The organism is Streptomyces sp. NPDC015131, assembly GCF_043079975.1.
In the GTDB taxonomy this organism is placed as follows: Bacteria; Actinomycetota; Actinomycetes; order Streptomycetales; family Streptomycetaceae; genus Streptomyces.
In genome coordinates this window covers 433271-451082 of sequence record NZ_JBIBVB010000006.1, presented here as the reverse complement: position 1 = coordinate 451082, position 17812 = coordinate 433271, and the positions used below count along the sequence as shown (strand labels likewise).

15 protein-coding genes, 1 tRNA gene and 1 riboswitch are annotated in these 17812 nt (G+C 72.3%); of the genes, 2 read left to right on the top strand and 14 right to left on the bottom strand.

Translation table 11 applies throughout. The features are described 5' to 3' along the window. Positions 1–116: 116 nt before the first annotated feature. Positions 117–198 (bottom strand) — tRNA-Leu (locus ACF08D_RS25295). Between the two features lie 424 nt (positions 199–622). On the opposite strand from ACF08D_RS25295, the gene ACF08D_RS25290 reads away from it, so the two are divergent. Together ACF08D_RS25290 and ACF08D_RS25285 are read left to right on the top strand one after the other, a co-directional pair. After that, positions 623–1393 (top strand): ABC transporter ATP-binding protein, encoded by a 771-nt coding sequence (locus tag ACF08D_RS25290; RefSeq protein WP_392225455.1) that lies wholly within the window; start codon positions 623–625, stop codon positions 1391–1393. Between the two features lie 81 nt (positions 1394–1474). After that, complete coding sequence (locus ACF08D_RS25285) at positions 1475–4003, top strand: ABC transporter permease (protein ID WP_392225453.1); 2529 nt, start codon at positions 1475–1477, stop codon at positions 4001–4003. Between the two features lie 58 nt (positions 4004–4061). Here ACF08D_RS25285 and ACF08D_RS25280 read toward each other — a convergent pair whose 3' ends face one another. From ACF08D_RS25280 to ACF08D_RS25220, 13 genes are all read right to left on the bottom strand, one after another. Continuing rightward, a complete protein-coding gene (locus ACF08D_RS25280) occupies positions 4062–5381 on the bottom strand; it encodes a class I SAM-dependent methyltransferase (RefSeq protein WP_392225452.1) in 1320 nt (439 codons plus the stop codon). Between the two features lie 313 nt (positions 5382–5694). Next, complete coding sequence (locus ACF08D_RS25275) at positions 5695–7080, bottom strand: NAD(P)/FAD-dependent oxidoreductase (RefSeq protein ID WP_392225451.1); 1386 nt, start codon at positions 7078–7080, stop codon at positions 5695–5697. A 358-nt stretch (positions 7081–7438) separates the two neighbouring features. Continuing rightward, positions 7439–8359, bottom strand: coding sequence for an exopolyphosphatase (locus tag ACF08D_RS25270; RefSeq protein ID WP_392225449.1), 921 nt, complete (start codon positions 8357–8359; stop codon positions 7439–7441). Continuing rightward, positions 8356–8904 carry a DUF501 domain-containing protein gene (locus ACF08D_RS25265; protein WP_392225448.1) on the bottom strand — a complete coding sequence of 183 codons (549 nt, stop codon included), beginning with the start codon at positions 8902–8904 and terminating at the stop codon, positions 8356–8358. The genes ACF08D_RS25270 and ACF08D_RS25265 overlap by 4 nt, the downstream gene beginning before the upstream one ends. A 14-nt stretch (positions 8905–8918) precedes the next feature. Beyond that, complete coding sequence (locus ACF08D_RS25260) at positions 8919–9389, bottom strand: septum formation initiator family protein (protein WP_392225446.1); 471 nt, start codon at positions 9387–9389, stop codon at positions 8919–8921. Between the two features lie 138 nt (positions 9390–9527). Continuing rightward, a complete protein-coding gene (gene eno, locus ACF08D_RS25255; protein ID WP_392225445.1) occupies positions 9528–10808 on the bottom strand; it encodes a phosphopyruvate hydratase in 1281 nt (426 codons plus the stop codon). A 313-nt stretch (positions 10809–11121) separates the two neighbouring features. After that, entirely contained in the window at positions 11122–11826 is a 705-nt protein-coding gene (locus ACF08D_RS25250) for a transglycosylase family protein (RefSeq protein WP_392225443.1), read from the bottom strand. A gap of 3 nt (positions 11827–11829) precedes the next feature. After that, a riboswitch (cyclic di-AMP (ydaO/yuaA leader) is annotated at positions 11830–12006 on the bottom strand. A 271-nt stretch (positions 12007–12277) separates the two neighbouring features. Further along, positions 12278–13225, bottom strand: a complete 948-nt coding sequence (locus ACF08D_RS25245; RefSeq protein WP_392225442.1) for a transglycosylase family protein — start codon at positions 13223–13225, stop codon at positions 12278–12280. A 190-nt stretch (positions 13226–13415) separates the two neighbouring features. Further along, on the bottom strand, positions 13416–14660 hold the full coding sequence (locus tag ACF08D_RS25240) for a cytochrome P450 (protein ID WP_392225440.1): 1245 nt from the start codon (positions 14658–14660) through the stop codon (positions 13416–13418). A gap of 18 nt (positions 14661–14678) precedes the next feature. Then, on the bottom strand, positions 14679–15659 hold the full coding sequence (locus tag ACF08D_RS25235) for a nucleoside triphosphate pyrophosphohydrolase (protein ID WP_392225439.1): 981 nt from the start codon (positions 15657–15659) through the stop codon (positions 14679–14681). 9 nt (positions 15660–15668) lie between these two features. Beyond that, on the bottom strand, positions 15669–16304 hold the full coding sequence (locus ACF08D_RS25230) for a SurA N-terminal domain-containing protein (RefSeq protein ID WP_392225621.1): 636 nt from the start codon (positions 16302–16304) through the stop codon (positions 15669–15671). Between the two features lie 90 nt (positions 16305–16394). Next, positions 16395–16814 carry a GtrA family protein gene (locus ACF08D_RS25225; protein WP_392225437.1) on the bottom strand — a complete coding sequence of 140 codons (420 nt, stop codon included), beginning with the start codon at positions 16812–16814 and terminating at the stop codon, positions 16395–16397. Further along, positions 16811–17794 carry a glycosyltransferase family 2 protein gene (locus ACF08D_RS25220; RefSeq protein ID WP_392225435.1) on the bottom strand — a complete coding sequence of 328 codons (984 nt, stop codon included), beginning with the start codon at positions 17792–17794 and terminating at the stop codon, positions 16811–16813. Before ACF08D_RS25220 ends, ACF08D_RS25225 begins: the two co-directional genes overlap by 4 nt. Positions 17795–17812: the final 18 nt, after the last annotated feature.

Below are 17812 nucleotides of genomic sequence, written 5' to 3'. Positions count from 1 at the left end.
AAGAAACACCCTAGTGCTGGGGGAGGATCTTTCCCTCCTGTCACACTGGTGCCTGGCCGAATCCTGCCGGTCGTCCGGTTTCTTTGTGGGACCGCTCCCGTGATGGGGATCAGGAGTGCCCGGAACCGGACTCGAACCGGTACGGCCCGAAGGCCAGCGAGGTTTAAGCTCGCCGTGTCTGCATTCCACCATCCGGGCGTTACCCCGCGGCTACGCGTTGGCACATGAGCCTATCGGGGCGCGTCCCCCGAACAGCGGAACGGTGGCACGATGTTGTCTTGTTTTATTGACGCCTGAGGGTGCGTCAGCCCTGGTGGGCGGCGTGTCCCGGCAGGGCCGACCGGCCCCCAGGCGGAAAAGGCCCCGCAGAGGAATGACGGAAAGTCGACGGCGGACCGCACCCCGCCGAGGGGTCCGCCCAGGGCTCCGCCGGGGCCCCGCCGCCGCCCCCGGTGACCCGGCCGCCTCTCAGGGCTCCCGTCATACCTCAGGAGGAGGGGCCGCCCGCCCGGTCCGACTCCAGGCGGCCATGGATACGGGCTCGCGGAGGGACGCCCCGGGGGGTGCCGGGCGCCGACGATGGAGGGGTCCTCACAGCAGCGTCCCCGACAGGAGCCCCTTCGTGACCACCACCTCCACCGCCTACCGCGCCACCGCGGTGGCCGCCCGCGCCACGGATCTGTCCAAGGTCTACGGACAGGGCGAGACCCAGGTGGTCGCCCTGGACCGGGTCACGGTGGACTTCCACCAGGGCGAGTTCACCGCGATCATGGGCCCCTCGGGCTCCGGCAAGTCGACGCTGATGCACTGCGTGGCCGGGCTGGACACCTTCAGCAGCGGCTCGGTCCGCATCGGGGACACCGAGCTGGGGTCGCTGAAGGACAAGCAGCTCACCCAGCTGCGCCGCGACAAGATCGGCTTCATCTTCCAGGCGTTCAACCTGCTGCCGACGCTGACCGCCCAGGAGAACATCACCCTCCCCATGGACATCGCGGGCCGCAAGCCCGACAAGGAGTGGGTGACCAAGGTCATCGACATGGTCGGCCTGTCCGGGCGCCTGGGCCACCGGCCCGCGCAGCTCTCCGGCGGCCAGCAGCAGCGCGTCGCCGTGGCCCGCGCGCTGGCCTCCCGCCCCGAGATCATCTTCGGTGACGAGCCGACCGGAAACCTGGACTCCCGCTCCGGCGCCGAGGTGCTGGGCTTCCTGCGCAACTCCGTACGCGAACTGGGCCAGACCGTGGTGATGGTCACCCACGACCCGGTCGCCGCCTCCTACGCCGACCGCGTCATCTTCCTCGCCGACGGCCGGATCGTCGACGAGATGCTCCGCCCGACCGCGGACGGCGTGCTGGACCGCATGAAGGAGTTCGACGCCAAGGGCCGCACGAGCTGACGCCCCGCCGGGGCGCCCGCCCCGGACCGACGCCCTCGGCGGCCGACCGCCGGACCCTCTTCACCCCAGGACTCACACCTCATGTTCCGTACCGCCTTGCGCAATGTGCTCGCGCACAAGGCCAGGCTGCTGATGACCGTGCTCGCCGTCATGCTCGGCGTGGCGTTCGTCTCCGGCACCCTGGTCTTCACCGACACCCTCTCCAACGCCTTCCGCAACCAGTCGGCCAAGAGCTACGACGACGTCGCCGTCGCCGTCTCCTCGTACGCCGACCCCGACGACGCCTCGCAGGAGCCGGGCCTCTCCCAGCGCACGGTCGACCGGATCGGCGCGCTGGACGGGGTCGCCTCCGTCACCGGGCGGGTGGACGGCTTCGCCGGCGTCGCCGACCCGCAGGGCAAGCTGATCGGCGTCGGCTGGTCCAACAAGGGCGCCAACTTCGCCCCCGGCAAGGACGGCAAGGACCGGGCCTACGCCTTCACCGAGGGCTCCGGCCCGGTGAAGGACGACCAGATCGCCCTGGACAAGGACACCGCCGCCAAGGGCGAGTACCAGGTCGGCGACCGGGTCCGCGTCGCCACCAACGGGCCGGTCAAGGAGTACACCCTCGCCGGTGTCTTCACCACCGACGACGGCGCGGTCAACGCCGGCGGCAGCCTGGTGCTGTTCGACACCTCCGTGGCCCAGCAGCTCTACCTGAAGCCGGGCTACTACACCAGCGTCACCGCCTTCGCCGCCCCCGGCGCCGACGACGACAAGATCCTCGCCGCGGTGAAGCCGCTGATCCCGGAGAACGCCGACGCCCAGACGGGCGCCGCGCTCGCCGCCGAGCAGGCGAAGCAGATCGAGCAGGGGCTGGACGGCCTCAACCAGATGCTGCTGGGCTTCGCCGGCATCGCGCTCTTCGTCGGGGTCTTCCTGATCTCCAACACCTTCACCATGCTGGTCGCCCAGCGCACCAAGGAACTGGCGCTGATGCGCGCCGTCGGCGCCTCGCGCAAGCAGATCACCCGCTCGGTGCTCGCCGAGGCCGGGGTGGTCGGCCTGGTGGCCTCCGTGATCGGCTTCGGCCTGGGTGTGGCGCTGGCGGTCGGCCTGCGCTCCGGCATGGCCTCGTTCGGCATGAAGGTCCCCGACGGGCCGCTGGTCGTCGGGACGACGCCGCTGCTGTCCGCCCTGGGCGTCGGCGTGCTGATCACCATGCTCGCCGCCTGGCTGCCCGGCCGCCGGGCCGCGAAGATCCCGCCGGTCGCCGCCATGAGCAGCGTCCACGCGATCGCGACCACCAAGTCGCTGGTCGTCCGCAACTCCATCGGCGCGGCCATCACCGCCATCGGCGCCGCGCTGATCGTGGCGGGCGCCGCGGCCGGCTCCGACGGCCGGTGGACCATCGCGGGCGGTGCGTTCCTCGCGCTGATCGGCGTGATCGTGCTGATCCCGCTGCTGTCCCGCCCCGTCATCGCCCTCGTACGGCCGCTGATGGTCCGGCTCTTCGGGGTGTCCGGCAAGCTGGCGAGCCAGAACGCGGTCCGCAACCCGCGCCGCACCGGCGCCACCGCCTCCGCCCTGGCCATCGGTCTGACGCTGGTCACCGGCCTGTCGGTGCTGGGCGCCACGGTCGGCGCCGCGGTGGACAAGACGACCACCAGCCAGATCAAGGCCGACTACATGGTCGCCATGGCCAGCGGCGGCGACCTCGACAAGAGCGCGCTGACCGCCCTGGAGAAGGCCCCCGGCGTGACCGCCGTGTCGCCGCAGCAGGCCGCGTACTTCGACATCGGCGACACCTGGGCCTCCGCGTCGGCGATCAGCCCCGAGGACGTCGAGCGGGTGCTGAACGTCGAGGTGGTGAACGGTTCGCTGGCCACCCTCGGCCAGGGCCGGATCGCCGTCGCCGAGAAGACGGCCGCCAAGGAGGGCTGGAAGGTCGGCGACAGCCTGCCGGTCACCTTCTCGGACAAGAAGAAGCAGTCGCTGACGGTCGGCGCGATCTTCAAGGACAGCGAGTTCCTGTCGCCGGTCCTGGTGGACACCGAGGTGGTCGGCCCGCACGAGGCGAAGCCGTACATCCGGCAGATCTTCGTCAAGATGGAGGGCGGCGAGACCGCGGCCAACGAGAAGGCCCTGGCCGGCGCCCTGGGTGAGAACCCGGCGATCAACATCATGGACAAGCAGGACATCCGCGACGAGTTCGGCGGCATGATCAACATGATGCTGAACATCATGTACGGCCTGCTGGCGATGGCCCTGCTGATCGCGGTGCTTGGTGTGGTCAACACCCTGGCGATGTCGGTCTTCGAGCGCCAGCAGGAGATCGGCATGCTGCGGGCGATCGGTCTGGACCGGCGCCGGGTGAAGCGGATGGTGCGGCTGGAGGCCGTGGTCATCTCGGTCTTCGGCGCGGTGGTCGGCATCGGCCTGGGCGCGTTCCTCGGCTGGGCGATCGGCCAGACCGTGAAGTCGGAGCTGCCGGGCTACGCGCTGGTCGTCCCGTGGGACCGGATCGGGATCTTCCTGGTGCTGGCCGGCCTGGTGGGCGTCCTGGCCGCGATGTGGCCGGCCCGCAGCGCCGCGAGGCTGAACATGCTGAACGCCATCAAGACCGAGTAGCCCCCGCCGCGGGAGGCAGAGGGCCGGGTTCCCGTACGGGAGCCCGGCCCTCGCGCCGTCACGGGGCGGTGGTCTCGTCCCACACCCGGGTGCGCAGCGGCAGCCCGGAGGCGCCGCTGCCGGGGGTGCGGACGGCGAGGACCTGGTTGACCCCGATGCGGTTGCGCTCGAACGAGACGGCGCACGCCGCCATGTACAGCTGCCACACCCTGACCCGGCCCGGCGAGGTGAGCCGCTCCGCCTCGGCCCGGGCGCCCTCCAGGTTCGCCACCCAGCGGCGCAGGGTCAGGGCGTAGTGCTCGCGCAGCGCCTCGACGTCCCGCACCTCGAAACCGGCCGCCTCCAGGGTGGCCGTGGTGCGCCCGAGCGGCGCCAGCTCGCCGTCGGGGAAGACGTACCGGTCGATGAAGTCGTCGAGCCGGTGCGGGGCGCCGTCCGGCTCGGGGCGCCGGGAGATCTGGTGGTTCAGCAGCCGGCCGCCCGGCCTGAGCAGGGCGTACAGCGTGTCGGCGTACTCCCGGTAGCGGACCTCGCCGACGTGCTCGGCCATCCCGATCGACGAGATCGCGTCGTACGGGCCGTCCCTGACGTCCCGGTAGTCCTGGACGCGGATCTCCACCCGGTCCGTCAGGCCCTCCTCGGCGACGCGCTTGCGGGCGTGGGCGGCCTGCTCGGTGGAGAGGGTGATGCCGACGACCCGGGCGCCGTGCTCGCGGGCGGCGTGCATCGCCATGGAGCCCCAGCCGCAGCCCACGTCCAGCAGCCGGTCGCCCTCCTTCAGGGCGAGCTTGCGGCAGACCAGGCCGAGCTTGGCGGCCTGCGCCTCCTCCAGGGTGCCGCCGTCGGTCCAGTAGGCGCAGGAGTACACCATGGACGGCCCGAGGAGCAGGGCGTAGAAGTCGTTGCCGACGTCGTAGTGGTGGCTGACGGCGGCCCGGTCGCGGACCCGGGTGTGCAGCGGCCCGGCGCGGTGCCGGACCTCCTCGGCGGGCGGTCTGGGGGGCAGCCCCGGCCCGGCCAGCCGCAGCAGGTCACGGGCCGCGGCGCGCAGGGCCGGGTCGCGTACGTCCCGGACGCGGCGCACGGCCGGCGGGGGCGCCTGGGGGTCGTCGCGCTCCCAGAGCAGGCCCGCCAGCCGGTCCAGGGCCTCGTAGAGGTCGCCCTCCACGTCCAGCTCGCCGGCCACCCACGCGCGGGCCAGCCCCAGCTCCCCCGGGCGCCACACCAGCCGCCGCAGCGCCCGGCGGTGGCGCACGACGAGCACGGGCGCGCCCGGCGGTCCCGCCCGGCTGCCGTCCCAGGCGCGGACGGCGACCGGGAGCGGAACGCCCAGCAGTTCCTCGGCGAGCGCGATGAGCCGCGACGCGGCGTCGGCCATGGTGCACACCTCCGTGGTGAGGAGTCCCCGACATGCTCGACACCACGAAAGCACCCGGGGCGCGCGGGCGCAGTCCCGCTGCGGCAGCGGAGGTGGGCGAAAAGGGGGAGCCCGTACGCCGTGCGGGGCTCCTGACGCCTCCTCAGCCCCCCGGCGCCGCCCCCGCGAAGCACCCCGCGCCACCGTGGCGTCAATACAGCGAGGGGCCGCCCGCACCACGGATGGCGGGCGGCCCCTCGTCAGGACCGTACGGAGCCCGGCGGTGCCGGGGGCGGGCCCGGCCGCGAGCGGCCGGGACCGGGGGGTGTCCGGGTCAGGACGCCTTGGCCTTCTCCGGCTTGGCCGCGGCCGGAGCCGCCGCCGGGGCCGGCTTGGCCGCCTCGTAGAACTCCTCGCGCGGCGACTCGATGGCGCCGAGCGAGACGACCTCGCGCTTGAGGAACATCGCGAGCGTCCAGTCCGCGAAGACCCGGATCTTGCGGTTCCAGGTCGGCATGGCCATGCCGTGGTAGCCGCGGTGCATGTACCAGGCGAGACGGCCCTTGAGCTTGATCTTCACCTTGCCCATGACGATCATCGCGACGCCCTTGTGCAGGCCGAGACCGGCGACCGCACCCTTGTTGGCGTGGCTGTACTCCTTCTGCGGGAAGCCCCGCATGCCGGAGATCACGTTGTCGCCGAGGACCCGGGCCTGGCGCAGCGCGTGCTGGGCGTTCGGCGGGCACCAGGCGTTGGGGTTGCCGGCCTTGCGGCCGACGAGGTCCGGGACCTGGGCGTTGTCGCCGGCGGCCCAGATGTAGTCGGTGCCGTTGACCTGGAGGGTGGGCTCGCAGTCCACGTGGCCGCGGGGGCCGAGCGGCAGGCCGTAGCGGGCGAGCGCCGGGTTCGGCTTCACACCGGCGGTCCACACGATGGTGTTGGAGTCGACCTCGAGGCCGTTCTTCAGCACCACGTGGCCGTCGACGCAGGAGTCCATGGACGTCGAGAGGTAGACCTCGACCCCGCGGCCCTCCAGGTGCTCCTTGCCGTACGTGCCGAGCTTGGGGCCGACCTCGGGGAGGATCTTGTCCGCGGCGTCGACCAGGATGAAGCGCATGTCCTCGCGCTTCACGTTCTTGTAGTACTTGGCCGCGTCCCGGGCCAGGTCCTCGACCTCGCCGATGGTCTCGGCGCCGGCGAAGCCACCGCCCACGAAGACGAAGGTCAGCGCCTTGCGGCGGACCTCCTCGTCGGTGGTGGAGTCGGCCTTGTCGAGCTGCTCGAGGACGTGGTTGCGCAGGCCGATGGCCTCCTCGATGCCCTTCATACCGATGCCCTGCTCGGCGAGGCCGGGGATCGGGAAGGTGCGGGAGACCGCGCCCAGCGCGATCACCAGGTAGTCGAAGGGCAGCTCGTACGCCTCGCCGACGAGCGGCGCGATCGTGGCGACCTTGCGGTCCTGGTCGATGGTGGTGACCCGGCCGGTGAGTACCTCGGCCTTGGGCAGCACGCGTCGCAGCGGGACGACGACGTGCCGGGGCGAGATGCTGCCGGCGGCGGCTTCGGGCAGGAAGGGCTGGTAGGTCATGTACGACCGGGGGTCGACGACCGTGACGGTCGCCTCGCCGTAGCGCATCTTCTTGAGAATGCGCCGAGCTGCGTACAGGCCTACGTACCCACCGCCTACTACGAGGATCCTGGGACGCTCCGTGGTGCTCATGCCATCGAGTATCCACCCGGTCGAGGGGGGTTGCTCGTGCGCCCCTTCACAAGGTCCGGGGACACCTCTGCTACACTGCGCGGCCCGCGTGACCCAGGTCATGGGGTCCGGGGGGAACCACCGGGGGTCCGGGGACATTGTTCACCCCCGTTGAACTGGGACGGTGAGGCCCATGAACCCTGAACCGCCATCGGAGTTCACGCCTGCGAAACACCGGCCTGGATGCGGGATACGCCTGCGAAAGGGCCCCGGAAGGGGGCGCGGAGGCCGTTGCGGGCCCCCATCGGCCCTCCCGGGGCCCTTTTCCTTGTGAAGAACTTCACGAACTTTTCCGACGGACTGTCGTCCGGCCGCCCGGTCAGGCCAGCGAGAGGGCGATTCCGTCCAGAATGTCGTGCTCGGAGACGACCACCTCACGGGCCCCGGCGCGCTCCATCACGGCCAGCAGGACCAGGGCGCCGGAGACGATGACGTCCGCCCGGCCCGGGTGCATCACCGGGATCGCCACGCGCTCGTCGTGGGTGGCCGCCAGCAGCCGGGCGGTGACCTCGGCGACCCGCTCGTAGGAGATCCGGGACCGGTGGATGGCCGCCGAGTCGTACGCGCCGAGCCCCAGCGCGATCGCCGCGACCGTGGTGACCGAGCCGGCCAGCCCGACGAGCGTCTCCGCCTCGCGCAGCGGGACCGTCTCCTCGGCCAGGTCCAGCGCGGCCTCGACGTCCGCGCGGATCGCCGCCACCTCCGCCTCCGTCGGCGGGTCGTGCCGGACATGACGCTCGGTCAGGCGTACGCAGCCGATGTCGACGGACCGGGCGGCGCGGGCGTGCTCCGCCCCGACGACGAACTCGGTGGAGCCGCCGCCGATGTCCACCACCAGGTACTCGCCGGACCCGGAGCCCGCCAGCTCCTGGGTGGCGCCGGTGAAGGAGAACTCCGCCTCCTGGTCGCCGGTGACGACCTCGGGCTCCACGCCCAGCACGTCCAGGACGCCCCGGACGAAGTCGGCGCGATTCTCCGCGTCGCGGGAGGCCGAGGTGGCGACGAAGCGCAGCCGCTCGGCGCCGTACTCCTTGATGACGTCGGCGTACTCACGGCAGGCCGCGAAGGTGCGCTCCAGCGCCTCGGGCGCGAGCCGGCCGGTGCGGTCGACGCCCTGGCCGAGCCGGACGATCGTCATCCGGCGGTCCAGGTCGGTGACTTCACCGGTGGCGGGGTCCACGTCGGCGACGAGGAGCCGGATGGAGTTCGTCCCGCAGTCGATGGCGGCGACCCTGGTCACCGGGCGTCCTCCTCACCGGCCGCGGGGCCGGGGCAGGGGGTCACGCAGGGGCCCTTGGCCCACCACTCGGGCAGCATGGCGAGGGCCTCGTCGCCCAGCGGGTTGACGCCGGGTCCGGCGGCCAGCGAGTGGCCGACCAGCACGTGCAGGCACTTGACGCGGTCCGGCATGCCGCCGGCGCTGGGGAAGCCCTCCAGCACCTCGATGGCGTCGCGGCGGGCGAGGTAGTCCTCGTGGGCGGCGCGGTAGGAGGCGGCCAGCTCCGGGTCGGTCAGGAGCCGCTCGGACATCTCCTTCATCACGCCGTTGGCCTCCAGGGTGCCGATCGCGGAGGCCGCGCGCGGGCACGTGAGGTAGTACGTGGTGGGGAAGGGCGTGCCGTCCGGGAGCCGGGGCGCGGTCTCCACCACGTCCGGGTTGCCGCACGGGCAGCGGTGCGCGATGGCGCGCAGGCCGCGCGGCGGGCGGCCGAGCTGTTCCTTGAACGCCGCGACGTCCGCCTCGGTGGGTTCGGTGCGTTCGGTCTGCGGAGGGGGCGTTTCCATGCCTGCCTTGGGTTCTACTCGCGATCGGTGCGGTCGGCGGTGTCGACGCCGTCCCAGAGGTTGGAGTACCAGGGGCGGTCGGCCGCGCCCTGGTCGTCGCGGTGCCGGCGCACCGCGTCGGGGTCGATGACCGTGTAGCCGGTCTCCCCCGGTAGGACGTAGTGGAGGTGCTCGCGCGCCAGGCGCCGGATGTAGGCGTCGTCCCGGAGCCGCGCCTTCTCGTCGCGCAGCCGCTCGACGCGCTCGCCGGCCTCGGCGGCGAGCCGCTCCTGCTCGGCGATCTCGGCGCGCTGGGACACCCATTGGCGCATCGGGTACGCCAGGGCCACCACCAGCGAGCAGACCACCAGCGCCAGGAAGGCCGCGCGGCCGGTCAGCCGCGAGCGGCGGGCCTGGCGGCGGTTCTGGGAGCGGTAGACACGGGCGGCGGTCTGCTCGCCGAGCAGTCGCAGCCTGGTCGCGGTGGAGAACCGGTCCCGGGCCATGTGGTGCACCGCCTCCCCTGCCCGTCACGTACATACGTCCCCGGACACGGTACGGGACCGTGGCCGGGGACGTACGTAACCCGGGCGGGGAAGGGCCGGCCCGCGGGGCGCGGGCCCCGGGGCGCGAGCCCTCCGGGGTCAGCCCTTGAAGCGCGGGAAGGCGCTGCGGCCGGCGTAGACCGCGGCGTCGTCGAGGATCTCCTCGATGCGCAGGAGCTGGTTGTACTTGGCGACGCGCTCGGAGCGGGCCGGGGCACCGGTCTTGATCTGGCCGCAGTTGGTGGCGACGGCCAGGTCGGCGATGGTGACGTCCTCGGTCTCGCCGGAGCGGTGCGACATCATGCACTTGAAGCCGTTGCGCTGGGCCAGCTCGACGGCGTCCAGGGTCTCGGTGAGCGAGCCGATCTGGTTGACCTTGACCAGCAGGGCGTTGGCGGCGTTCTCGTCGATGCCGCGGGCCAGGCGCTCGGGGTTGGTGACGAACAGGTCGTCGCCCACGAGCTGGACCTTGGAGCCCAGCTTCTCGGTGATGGTCTTCCAGCCGTCCCAGTCGTCCTCGAACAGCGGGTCCTCGATGGAGACCAGCGGGTACGCCTCGACCAGCTCGGCGTAGTAGTCGGTCATCTCGGCGGCCGAGCGGGACTTGCCCTCGAACTCGTACGAGCCGTCCTTGTAGAACTCGGACGCGGCGACGTCCAGCGCCAGGGCGATGTCCTTGCCCGGGGCGTAGCCGGCCTGCTTGATGGCCTCCAGGATGAGGTCGAGCGCGGCGCGGTTGGAGTCGAGGTTCGGGGCGAAGCCGCCCTCGTCGCCCAGGCCGGTGGAGAGGCCCTTCTCCTTCAGCACCTTCTTGAGGGTGTGGTAGACCTCGGCGCCCCAGCGCACGGCCTCGGAGAAGGACTCGGCGCCGATCGGCGCGATCATGAACTCCTGGATGTCCACGTTGGAGTCGGCGTGCGAGCCGCCGTTGAGGATGTTCATCATCGGAACGGGCAGCAGGTGCGCGTTCGGGCCGCCCAGGTAGCGGAAGAGCGGCAGGTCCGACGCCTCGGAGGCGGCGTGGGCGACGGCCAGGGAGACGCCGAGGATGGCGTTGGCGCCGAGGGACGACTTGTCCGGCGTGGCGTCCAGGTCGAACATCGCCTGGTCGATCAGCCGCTGCTCGGTGGCGTCGTAGCCGACGAGCTCCGGGCCGATCTGCTCGATGACGGCGAGGACGGCCTTCTCGACACCCTTGCCGAGGTAGCGGTCCTTGTCACCGTCGCGGAGCTCGAGGGCCTCGAAGGCACCGGTGGAGGCACCGGACGGGACGGCAGCACGGCCGGTGCTGCCGTCGTCGAGGCCGACCTCGACCTCGACCGTGGGGTTGCCTCGGGAGTCCAGGATTTCCCGGGCTACGACGACGTCGATGGACGGCACGAGCATCTCCTTCTGGGATGTGACGCAAGTAGTGACGCGTGGTGGTGCAGGGTCTATGGCCTTGCGGCAAGAGCCTAACCGGCCCGGGAGCCGGAGCCCGCCGACGCCCGCCTCCTGGGACGAAAAAGGGCTCATGGGACGGCATTACGGGCGAATCGCCGCGAAAGTTACCGAGCGGTAGTCGCAGTGTGCGCGGGGCCGCTCAGGCGGGCCCCCGCCCGGGCGCGCCCGCCGCGAGCGGGCCGGGGACGGGAAACCCCGGCCCGGTGCGCACGGGGGAAGGGCGCACCGGGCCGGGGCGGCTGGTGGCGGGTCAGCTCAGGTGGAGCTGCTGGCCCGGGTAGATCAGGTCGGCGTCGTCGACGATGTCCTTGTTCAGCTCGAAGAGCTTCGCCCAGCCGCCGGTGACCTTCTTGTCGGCGGCGATGGTGCTGAGGGTGTCGCCGGTCTTCACCTTGTACTCGCCGTCGCCCTTCTCGACCTTCTTGCCGGTCGGGGTGGTGACGGTCTTCTTCGACTCGGCCTTGGGGGCGGCGTCGGCCTTGGGGGCGGCCTGCGGCGCGGTGCGCTGCTCGCTGCGCGTGGTGGGCTCCTCGGCCTTGCGCTCCTGCTGCGGCTGCGCCTGCTCGGCACCGCCGTCGTAGGCGGCGTTGGACAGGCCGACGCCGCAGCTCGGCCACGCGCCCTTGCCCTGGCCGGCGAGGACCTTCTCAGCGATCTGGATCTGCTGCGACTTCGACGCCTGGTCGGCGGTCTGGGCGAAGGCGGTGCCGCCGTACGCGGCCCAGGTGGAGGCCGAGAACTGGAGGCCGCCGTAGTAGCCGTTGCCGGTGTTGATGGACCAGTCGCCGCCGGACTCGCACTGGGCGACCTTGTCCCACTCGGCGGTGGTGGCGGCCGAGGCGGTGGTGGCGCCCATCAGCGGGGCGGCGACGGCGGCACCGGTGATACCGGCGAACGCGGCGAATCGGACGGCCTTGGACGGGCGACGGTGCTTGGCCTTGCCGGAGAACAGCATGGGACATCTCCTCACCGACGCCTGCGAGGTGAGCTGTCGGGTTCGGGCGTGAGCTGCCCGGCCGCACGGCACTGGTGTGCGCGCGGCTTCACCCCTAGCCGGTCCCCGCGCCATGTCTCCATGGCCGGGCCCCGGCACCTACCTTGGGTCCCCCGCTCCTGCCTTCGGCGCTGACGCGACGACTGTTCCCTCCGGCCGGCGGCAGGATTCGGCGTTCCGGCTGAAGGGGCCCGCGGTGGCGAGCGGTCACGACCGTAGACGCACACCCGTCCGAAGTTCAAAGACGGACATCCGGGTCAATCAACCCTTATCCGCCTGCCCTTGACGGGCGTTTACGCAGGTGACGGGCGGATTGGGCGATTCGGACGCGCCCGGCCGGCCGGAGGGGGTGAAGAGATTCATGTCTCACTCCCGCAGAAGGGGACATAAGCCCCGACACCCCCGTGTGCGGCTACGGCTGATCGGCCGTCAGCTCCAGGCTCTGGCCGGGGAGGATCAGGTCCGGGTCGCCGCCCACGACGCCCTGGTTCGCCTGGTAGAGGGCGGCCCAGCCGCCCGCCACGCCCTGCTCGTCCGCAATGGCCGAGAGGTTGTCGCCGGGGCGGACCGTGTACGCGCCGGGCTCGACGCTGCCCGGGTCGCGGGTCGCCCCGTCGCCCCGGGAGGGGTGTGCACCGGTTTCACGCTCGTCGTCCGTATTGCCGGGAACGGCGGGCTTGGTGGGATCGGCGGGCTTGTCGCCGGTTTCGCCCGTGGCGGTGCCCGGCGCGCCCGGGGCCGCCGGTTCGGCGGGGGCGGTGGGCGCCGCGGTGCCGGCCGGCGCGGTGGGCGCGGCCGGGCCGGTGGCCGGGGTCTCCTCCTTGGCGGGCTCGCCCCGGTGCTTGCCGGTGCCCGAGGCGGGCGTCCCCGGCGTGCCGGACGCGGGCGGCGCGGCGGGCTCCGCCGGGTCGCCGGGCAGGAGGGAGCCGACCGGGTCGGTGGGGCGGGCCGGGGCGGTGGCCCCGGGCGCGTCCGGGTCCTCCAGCGTCTCGGCCGGATCCGTGGCGCCGGGCGCCGGGGTGGTGGCGGTGGGGTCGGCGGGGGCCGCGGTGGCGCCGCCCAGGCCCGCGATCGGGGCGCAGGTCTCCCACGCCTTGGCGCCCGTCGCGGCGTACACCTTCTCGGCGACGGAGATCTGCTGGGCGCGGCTGGCGAGGTCGGGGCGCGGGGCGTGGGCGAGGCCGCCGTACGACTCCCAGGTCTCCTGGGACATCTGGAGGCCGCCGTAGAAGCCGTTGCCGAGGTCGGCGCTCCACATGCCGCCCGACTCGCACTCGGCGACGCGGTCCCATGTGGTGGCGTCGGCCGCCGTCGCGGAGCCGGCGCCGAGCAGCGGGAGGGCGATCGCGGATCCGGTCACCCCTGCCGCGACGACGATGGCGGGGGCTTGGCGAGGTCGTCGGTGCCGGCCGTTCCCGGAGCGCATGCGGTGCTGCCTTTCGCGTGACTGCTGAGGTGACGGTGAACGTAGCGGCATTCGAACGTTCGTCACAAGTCGATGCACCCCCGATCACGCGAAGATCACAGAACTGACGGTCCGTCAGCGGGCGTCACTTCGCGTACGGGGTGAATTCCACCGGGAGCGTGCGCAATCCCCGCATGATGAGCCCGCCCCGCCACCGCAGATCCGCCGGGTCCACGGCGAGCCGGAGGTCCGGCAGCCGGGTCAGCAGGGTCGCCAGCGCGGTCTGCCCCTCCAGCCGGGCGAGCGGTGCGCCGAGGCAGTAGTGGATGCCGTGCCCGTACCCCAGGTGCTGGTTGTCCCGGCGCGCCAGGTCCAGCGTGTCCGGCCCGGCGAACCGCTCGGGGTCCCGGTCGGCGGCGGCGAGCACCACGAGCACCGGGTCGCCCGCGGCGATCCGCTCGCCCCCGACGGTGAGCGGCTCGGTGGCGAACCGCCAGGTCGCCAGCTCCACCGGCCCGTCGTAGCGCAGGAGTTCCTCCACCCCGGTCTCCAGCAGCCCCCGCTCCCCGGCGGCCAGGGACGCCTGGAGGCGCTCGCGCTCGCCGGGGTGGCGCAGCAGCGCGTACACGCCGTTGCCGATGAGGTTCACCGTCGTCTCGAAGCCCGCGAAGAGCAGGATGAACGCCATCGCGGCGGCTTCGTTCTCGGTGAGGTGCTCGCCGTGGTCGGAGGCCCGGATGAGCCCCGAGATCAGGTCGTCGCCGAGGTCGTCGCGCTTGCGGTGGATCAGCTCGGCCAGGTAGCCGCGCATCTTCTTCACCGACCGGGCGACCCCGCCCCGGGGCCCTCCCCCGTGCCGGATCATCATTCCCGCCCAGTCGCGGAAGTCGTCCTGGTCCTCGCGGGGCACGCCGAGCATGTCGCAGATCGCGTAGATGGGGAGCGGGAAGGCGAACTCGTGGATGAGGTCCGCGCTCCCCCGCGCGGCGAAGTCGCCGATCAGCCGGTCCGTCAGCTCCTGCACGCGCGGGGCGAACGCGGCCACCCGGCGGGGCGTGAACGCCTTGGACACCAGCCGGCGCAGCCGGGTGTGGTCCGGCGGGTCGATGTTGAGCAGATGGGTCATCAGCTCGGCCTTGCGCTCGCCGGGGATGCCGGTCCTGCCCCGGGCGTGCGCCGGCTCGTCGTGGTGCGCCGGGTTCTTGCTCAGCCGCTGGTCGGCCAGCGCCTGCCGGGCGTCCGCGTACCGCGTCACCAGCCACGCCTCCACCCCGCTGGGCAGCGTGGTGCGGTGCACCGGGGCGTGCTCCCGCAGCCAGGCGTAGGCGGGGTACGGGTCGGTGGCGAACTCCCAGGTGAAGAGTTCCGGGGCGGCGTTCGGGTCGGTCACGCCCCCGACGTTAACCGGTCAGGAGGAGTGCCCCTCCGCGGCCCGGACGGCGTCGCGGTAGGCGCGGCCGGCCGCGCGGAGGGCGGCCTCCGGGTCGACACCCGCCGCCTCCGCCCGTACGGCCAGGGCCAGCAGCTCGTACCCGATGCCCTCGCCCGCCGGGAGCGGGACGTCCAGCCCGGCGGTGCGGACCCGGCTCGCCAGCTTGGCGGCCAGGGCCAGGCCCGGCTGGCCGAGCGGGACGCCGTCGGTCACCGAGGCCCGGCGCTTCTCCTCCGCCTTGGTGCGCAGCCAGTGCTCCCGGACCTCCTCGGGCGTCTCGGCGCGCTCCTCGCCGAAGACGTGCGGGTGGCGGTTGATCAGCTTCTCCACGATGGTGCCCGCCACGTCGTCGACCGAGAACGGCTCCTCCTCGTGCTCCTCGGCGATCCGCGCGTGGAAGACCACCTGGAGCAGGACGTCCCCCAGCTCCTCGCGCAGCTCGTCGCGGTCGCCGTCCTCGATGGCCTCGACCAGCTCGTACGCCTCCTCGATGCCGTACTTGGCGAGCCCCTCGTGGGTCTGCCGCGACGACCAGGGGCACTCGCGGCGGATGCGGTCCATGACCTCCACGAGGTCCAGCAGCCGGGCCCCGGGCAGGTCGTACGAGCCGGGCAGCAGCTCCAGGTCGGGCATGGCCACCCGCCCGGAGCCCGCCATCCTGGCCAGCCCGTCCGTCAGCGCCCCGTCGCCCTCGCCGGCCGCCAGGACCACCACCGTCCGGCCCCCGGCGCAGGCGTCGACCAGCTCCCGCGCGGTGGGCGCGGCGATCTCCACCGCGACGCCCGCCTCGCGCAGGTACGGCAGCTGGGGGTGGGCGTCGTCGGCGCACAGGACGCGGTCGGCGTCGCCCAGCGTCCGCCAGGCGGGCCAGGACAGCAGCCCGGGGGCGACGCGGTGGCTGGCGGTGAGCAGGACGACGCGGCCGGGACCGGAGGGGTCGGGGGTGTGGGCGTTCACCCCTCGAACCTACATCTGCCGCTGGGCGTCCGGCTTCCGCAGCCAGGGGGCGCTGTACTCGCCGAGCTGGATCTTGTCGTTGTCCCAGGTGCCGTAGCGGGGGTTCACTTCGATGTCGAGCGCCTTGGAGGTGGTGGTGAAGACCTCGGTGAGCTTGCGCTGGCCCTCCGGGGTGTTCGCGGCGCCCAGCTTGGCCGCGATCTTGTTCATCAGGACGTCGCGCCGGACCACGTCGTCGATCTGGTCCGGGGCCACGCCCTGCTGCTGGAGCAGCATCGCGGCGAGCTGCTCCTCGCCGCCGCTCTGCGCCGCGGCGGCCCGCCGGGTCTCCTGGATCTCCTTGCGGCTGACGGTGACGCCCTGGTCGGCGGCGATCCTCTCGACCACCCGGTCGAAGATCATGCCGTTGAGCTTCTCCCGGTTCAGGTCGCCGGTGGCCTCGATCAGCCGCTGCGCCTGCGGGGACGCCTCCTGGGCGGTCCGCACGTCCCTGACCTGCGCCTGGAGGGCGGACACCTCGATCCGGTCGCCGTCGACGACGGCCGCCGCCCCGGGGTGGGTGTCGCTCCCGCAGGCGGCCAGGAGCGGGGCCGCGGCGATCAGCGCGGCGGAGACGGAGAGCGCGGTGCGACGGCGGCGATGCAGGCGGTGCAAAGGAGCCTCCCGGCGTGGGTCGTGCGTGAGTAAGACGACCTTGCGGTGATCGATGGTAGGCAGTGAAGGTGGCTCGGGCCACTACTTCGCGGCCACTGCCCGGTCCAACGATCCCCCGGCCCGCGGGGTCTCGGGCCGCAGCATGATCGTCCGCGACACCAGGAAGGTGACCGGGACGGCCGCCGCGGCGGCGAGCAGGGGGGCCCAGCGGCTGGAGAAGCCGGCCACGTCGACCAGGAGCCACACCCCGCTGGTGGTGATCACGAAGTTCGCCGCGTTGGTGAGCGGGAAGAGCAGGAACTTCCGCCAGGTGGGGCGGGTGCGGTAGGTGAAGCGGCAGTTCAAGAAGAACGACCCGGTCATCGCCAGCAGGAAGGCCACGACGTGGGCGGCCACATAGGGCAGGCCGAGCGCCAGGAGCAGCAGGTACAGGACGTAGTAGGTGGCGGTGTTCACCGCGCCCACCAGCGCGAACCTGACGATCTGGGCGCGGACGGTCATGTGCGGACGAGCTCCCCACGGGGTCGTTGGTGCGGTACGGGGGTGCTGGCCGCCTTCACCAGGAAGTGCGGGCGCCTTTTCACCTCGTAATAGATACGGCCGACATACTCCCCGACGAGACCCAGCATCACCATCTGGACCCCGGCGAGTGCCGTGACCGACACCAGCAGGGTGACATAGCCGGGCGTCTCCACCCCGTTCACCAGGGCGGCGCCGACGATCCAGGCGGCGTACGCGCCGGCCGCCGACACCAGCAGCAGACCGAGGTGGAGCGCGGCCCGCAGCGGTTTGTCGTTGAAGGAGATCAGGCCGTCCAGGCCGTAGTCGAGCAGTCGGCGGAACGTCCACGAGGAACGGCCGGTCTCCCGGCGGGCGTTTTCGTAGTCGAAGGTCGTGGTGCGGAATCCGACCCAGGCGAAGAGCCCTTTGGAGAAGCGGTTGTACTCGGTCAGCTCCAGGACCGCGTCGACGGCGCGGCGCGACAGCAGCCGGAAGTCGCCGACCCCGTCCGCCAGCTCGACGTCCACGAACCGGTTGACCAGCCGGTAGTAGGCGCGGGCCGCCAGGGCGCGGGTGACCCGCTCGCCGGTGCGGGTGCGGCGGGCCACCACCTGGTCGTATCCCTCGCGGTGCAGCCGCAGCATCCGGCGTATCAGCTCCGGCGGGTGCTGGAGGTCGGCGTCCATGACGACGACCGCGTCCCCGCCCGCGTACTGGAGGCCGGCCAGCATCGCCGCCTCCTTGCCGAAATTGCGGCTGAAGGACACATAGTGCGTACGGGGATCGGCCGCCGCGGCCTTCTCCAGGAAGGGGAGCGTACGGTCCTCGCTTCCGTCGTCCACATAGACCAGCTCGAATTCCACCGCGCATTCCGCGGCGTATTCCGCGGCGACGGATTCGAGTTCGCCGGTCAGGTGGGCGTGGAAGCGGCCGATGATCTCCTCTTCGTTGAAACACGGCACAACAATCGAGATCAGCACGGGAAAACGACAACGGAC

What these genes read in the sequence shown, in the direction of transcription:
- ACF08D_RS25285 (WP_392225453.1), top strand. Translation starts at nt 1,475, where the DNA reads ATGTTCCGTACCGCCTTGCGCAATGTGCTCGCGCACAAGGCCAGGCTG.
- ACF08D_RS25280 (WP_392225452.1), bottom strand. Translation starts at nt 5,381, where the DNA reads ATGGCCGACGCCGCGTCGCGGCTCATCGCGCTCGCCGAGGAACTGCTG.
- ACF08D_RS25275 (WP_392225451.1), bottom strand. Translation starts at nt 7,080, where the DNA reads ATGAGCACCACGGAGCGTCCCAGGATCCTCGTAGTAGGCGGTGGGTAC.
- ACF08D_RS25265 (WP_392225448.1), bottom strand. Translation starts at nt 8,904, where the DNA reads ATGGAAACGCCCCCTCCGCAGACCGAACGCACCGAACCCACCGAGGCG.
- ACF08D_RS25260 (WP_392225446.1), bottom strand. Translation starts at nt 9,389, where the DNA reads ATGGCCCGGGACCGGTTCTCCACCGCGACCAGGCTGCGACTGCTCGGC.
- ACF08D_RS25250 (WP_392225443.1), bottom strand. Translation starts at nt 11,826, where the DNA reads ATGCTGTTCTCCGGCAAGGCCAAGCACCGTCGCCCGTCCAAGGCCGTC.
- ACF08D_RS25225 (WP_392225437.1), bottom strand. Translation starts at nt 16,814, where the DNA reads ATGACCGTCCGCGCCCAGATCGTCAGGTTCGCGCTGGTGGGCGCGGTG.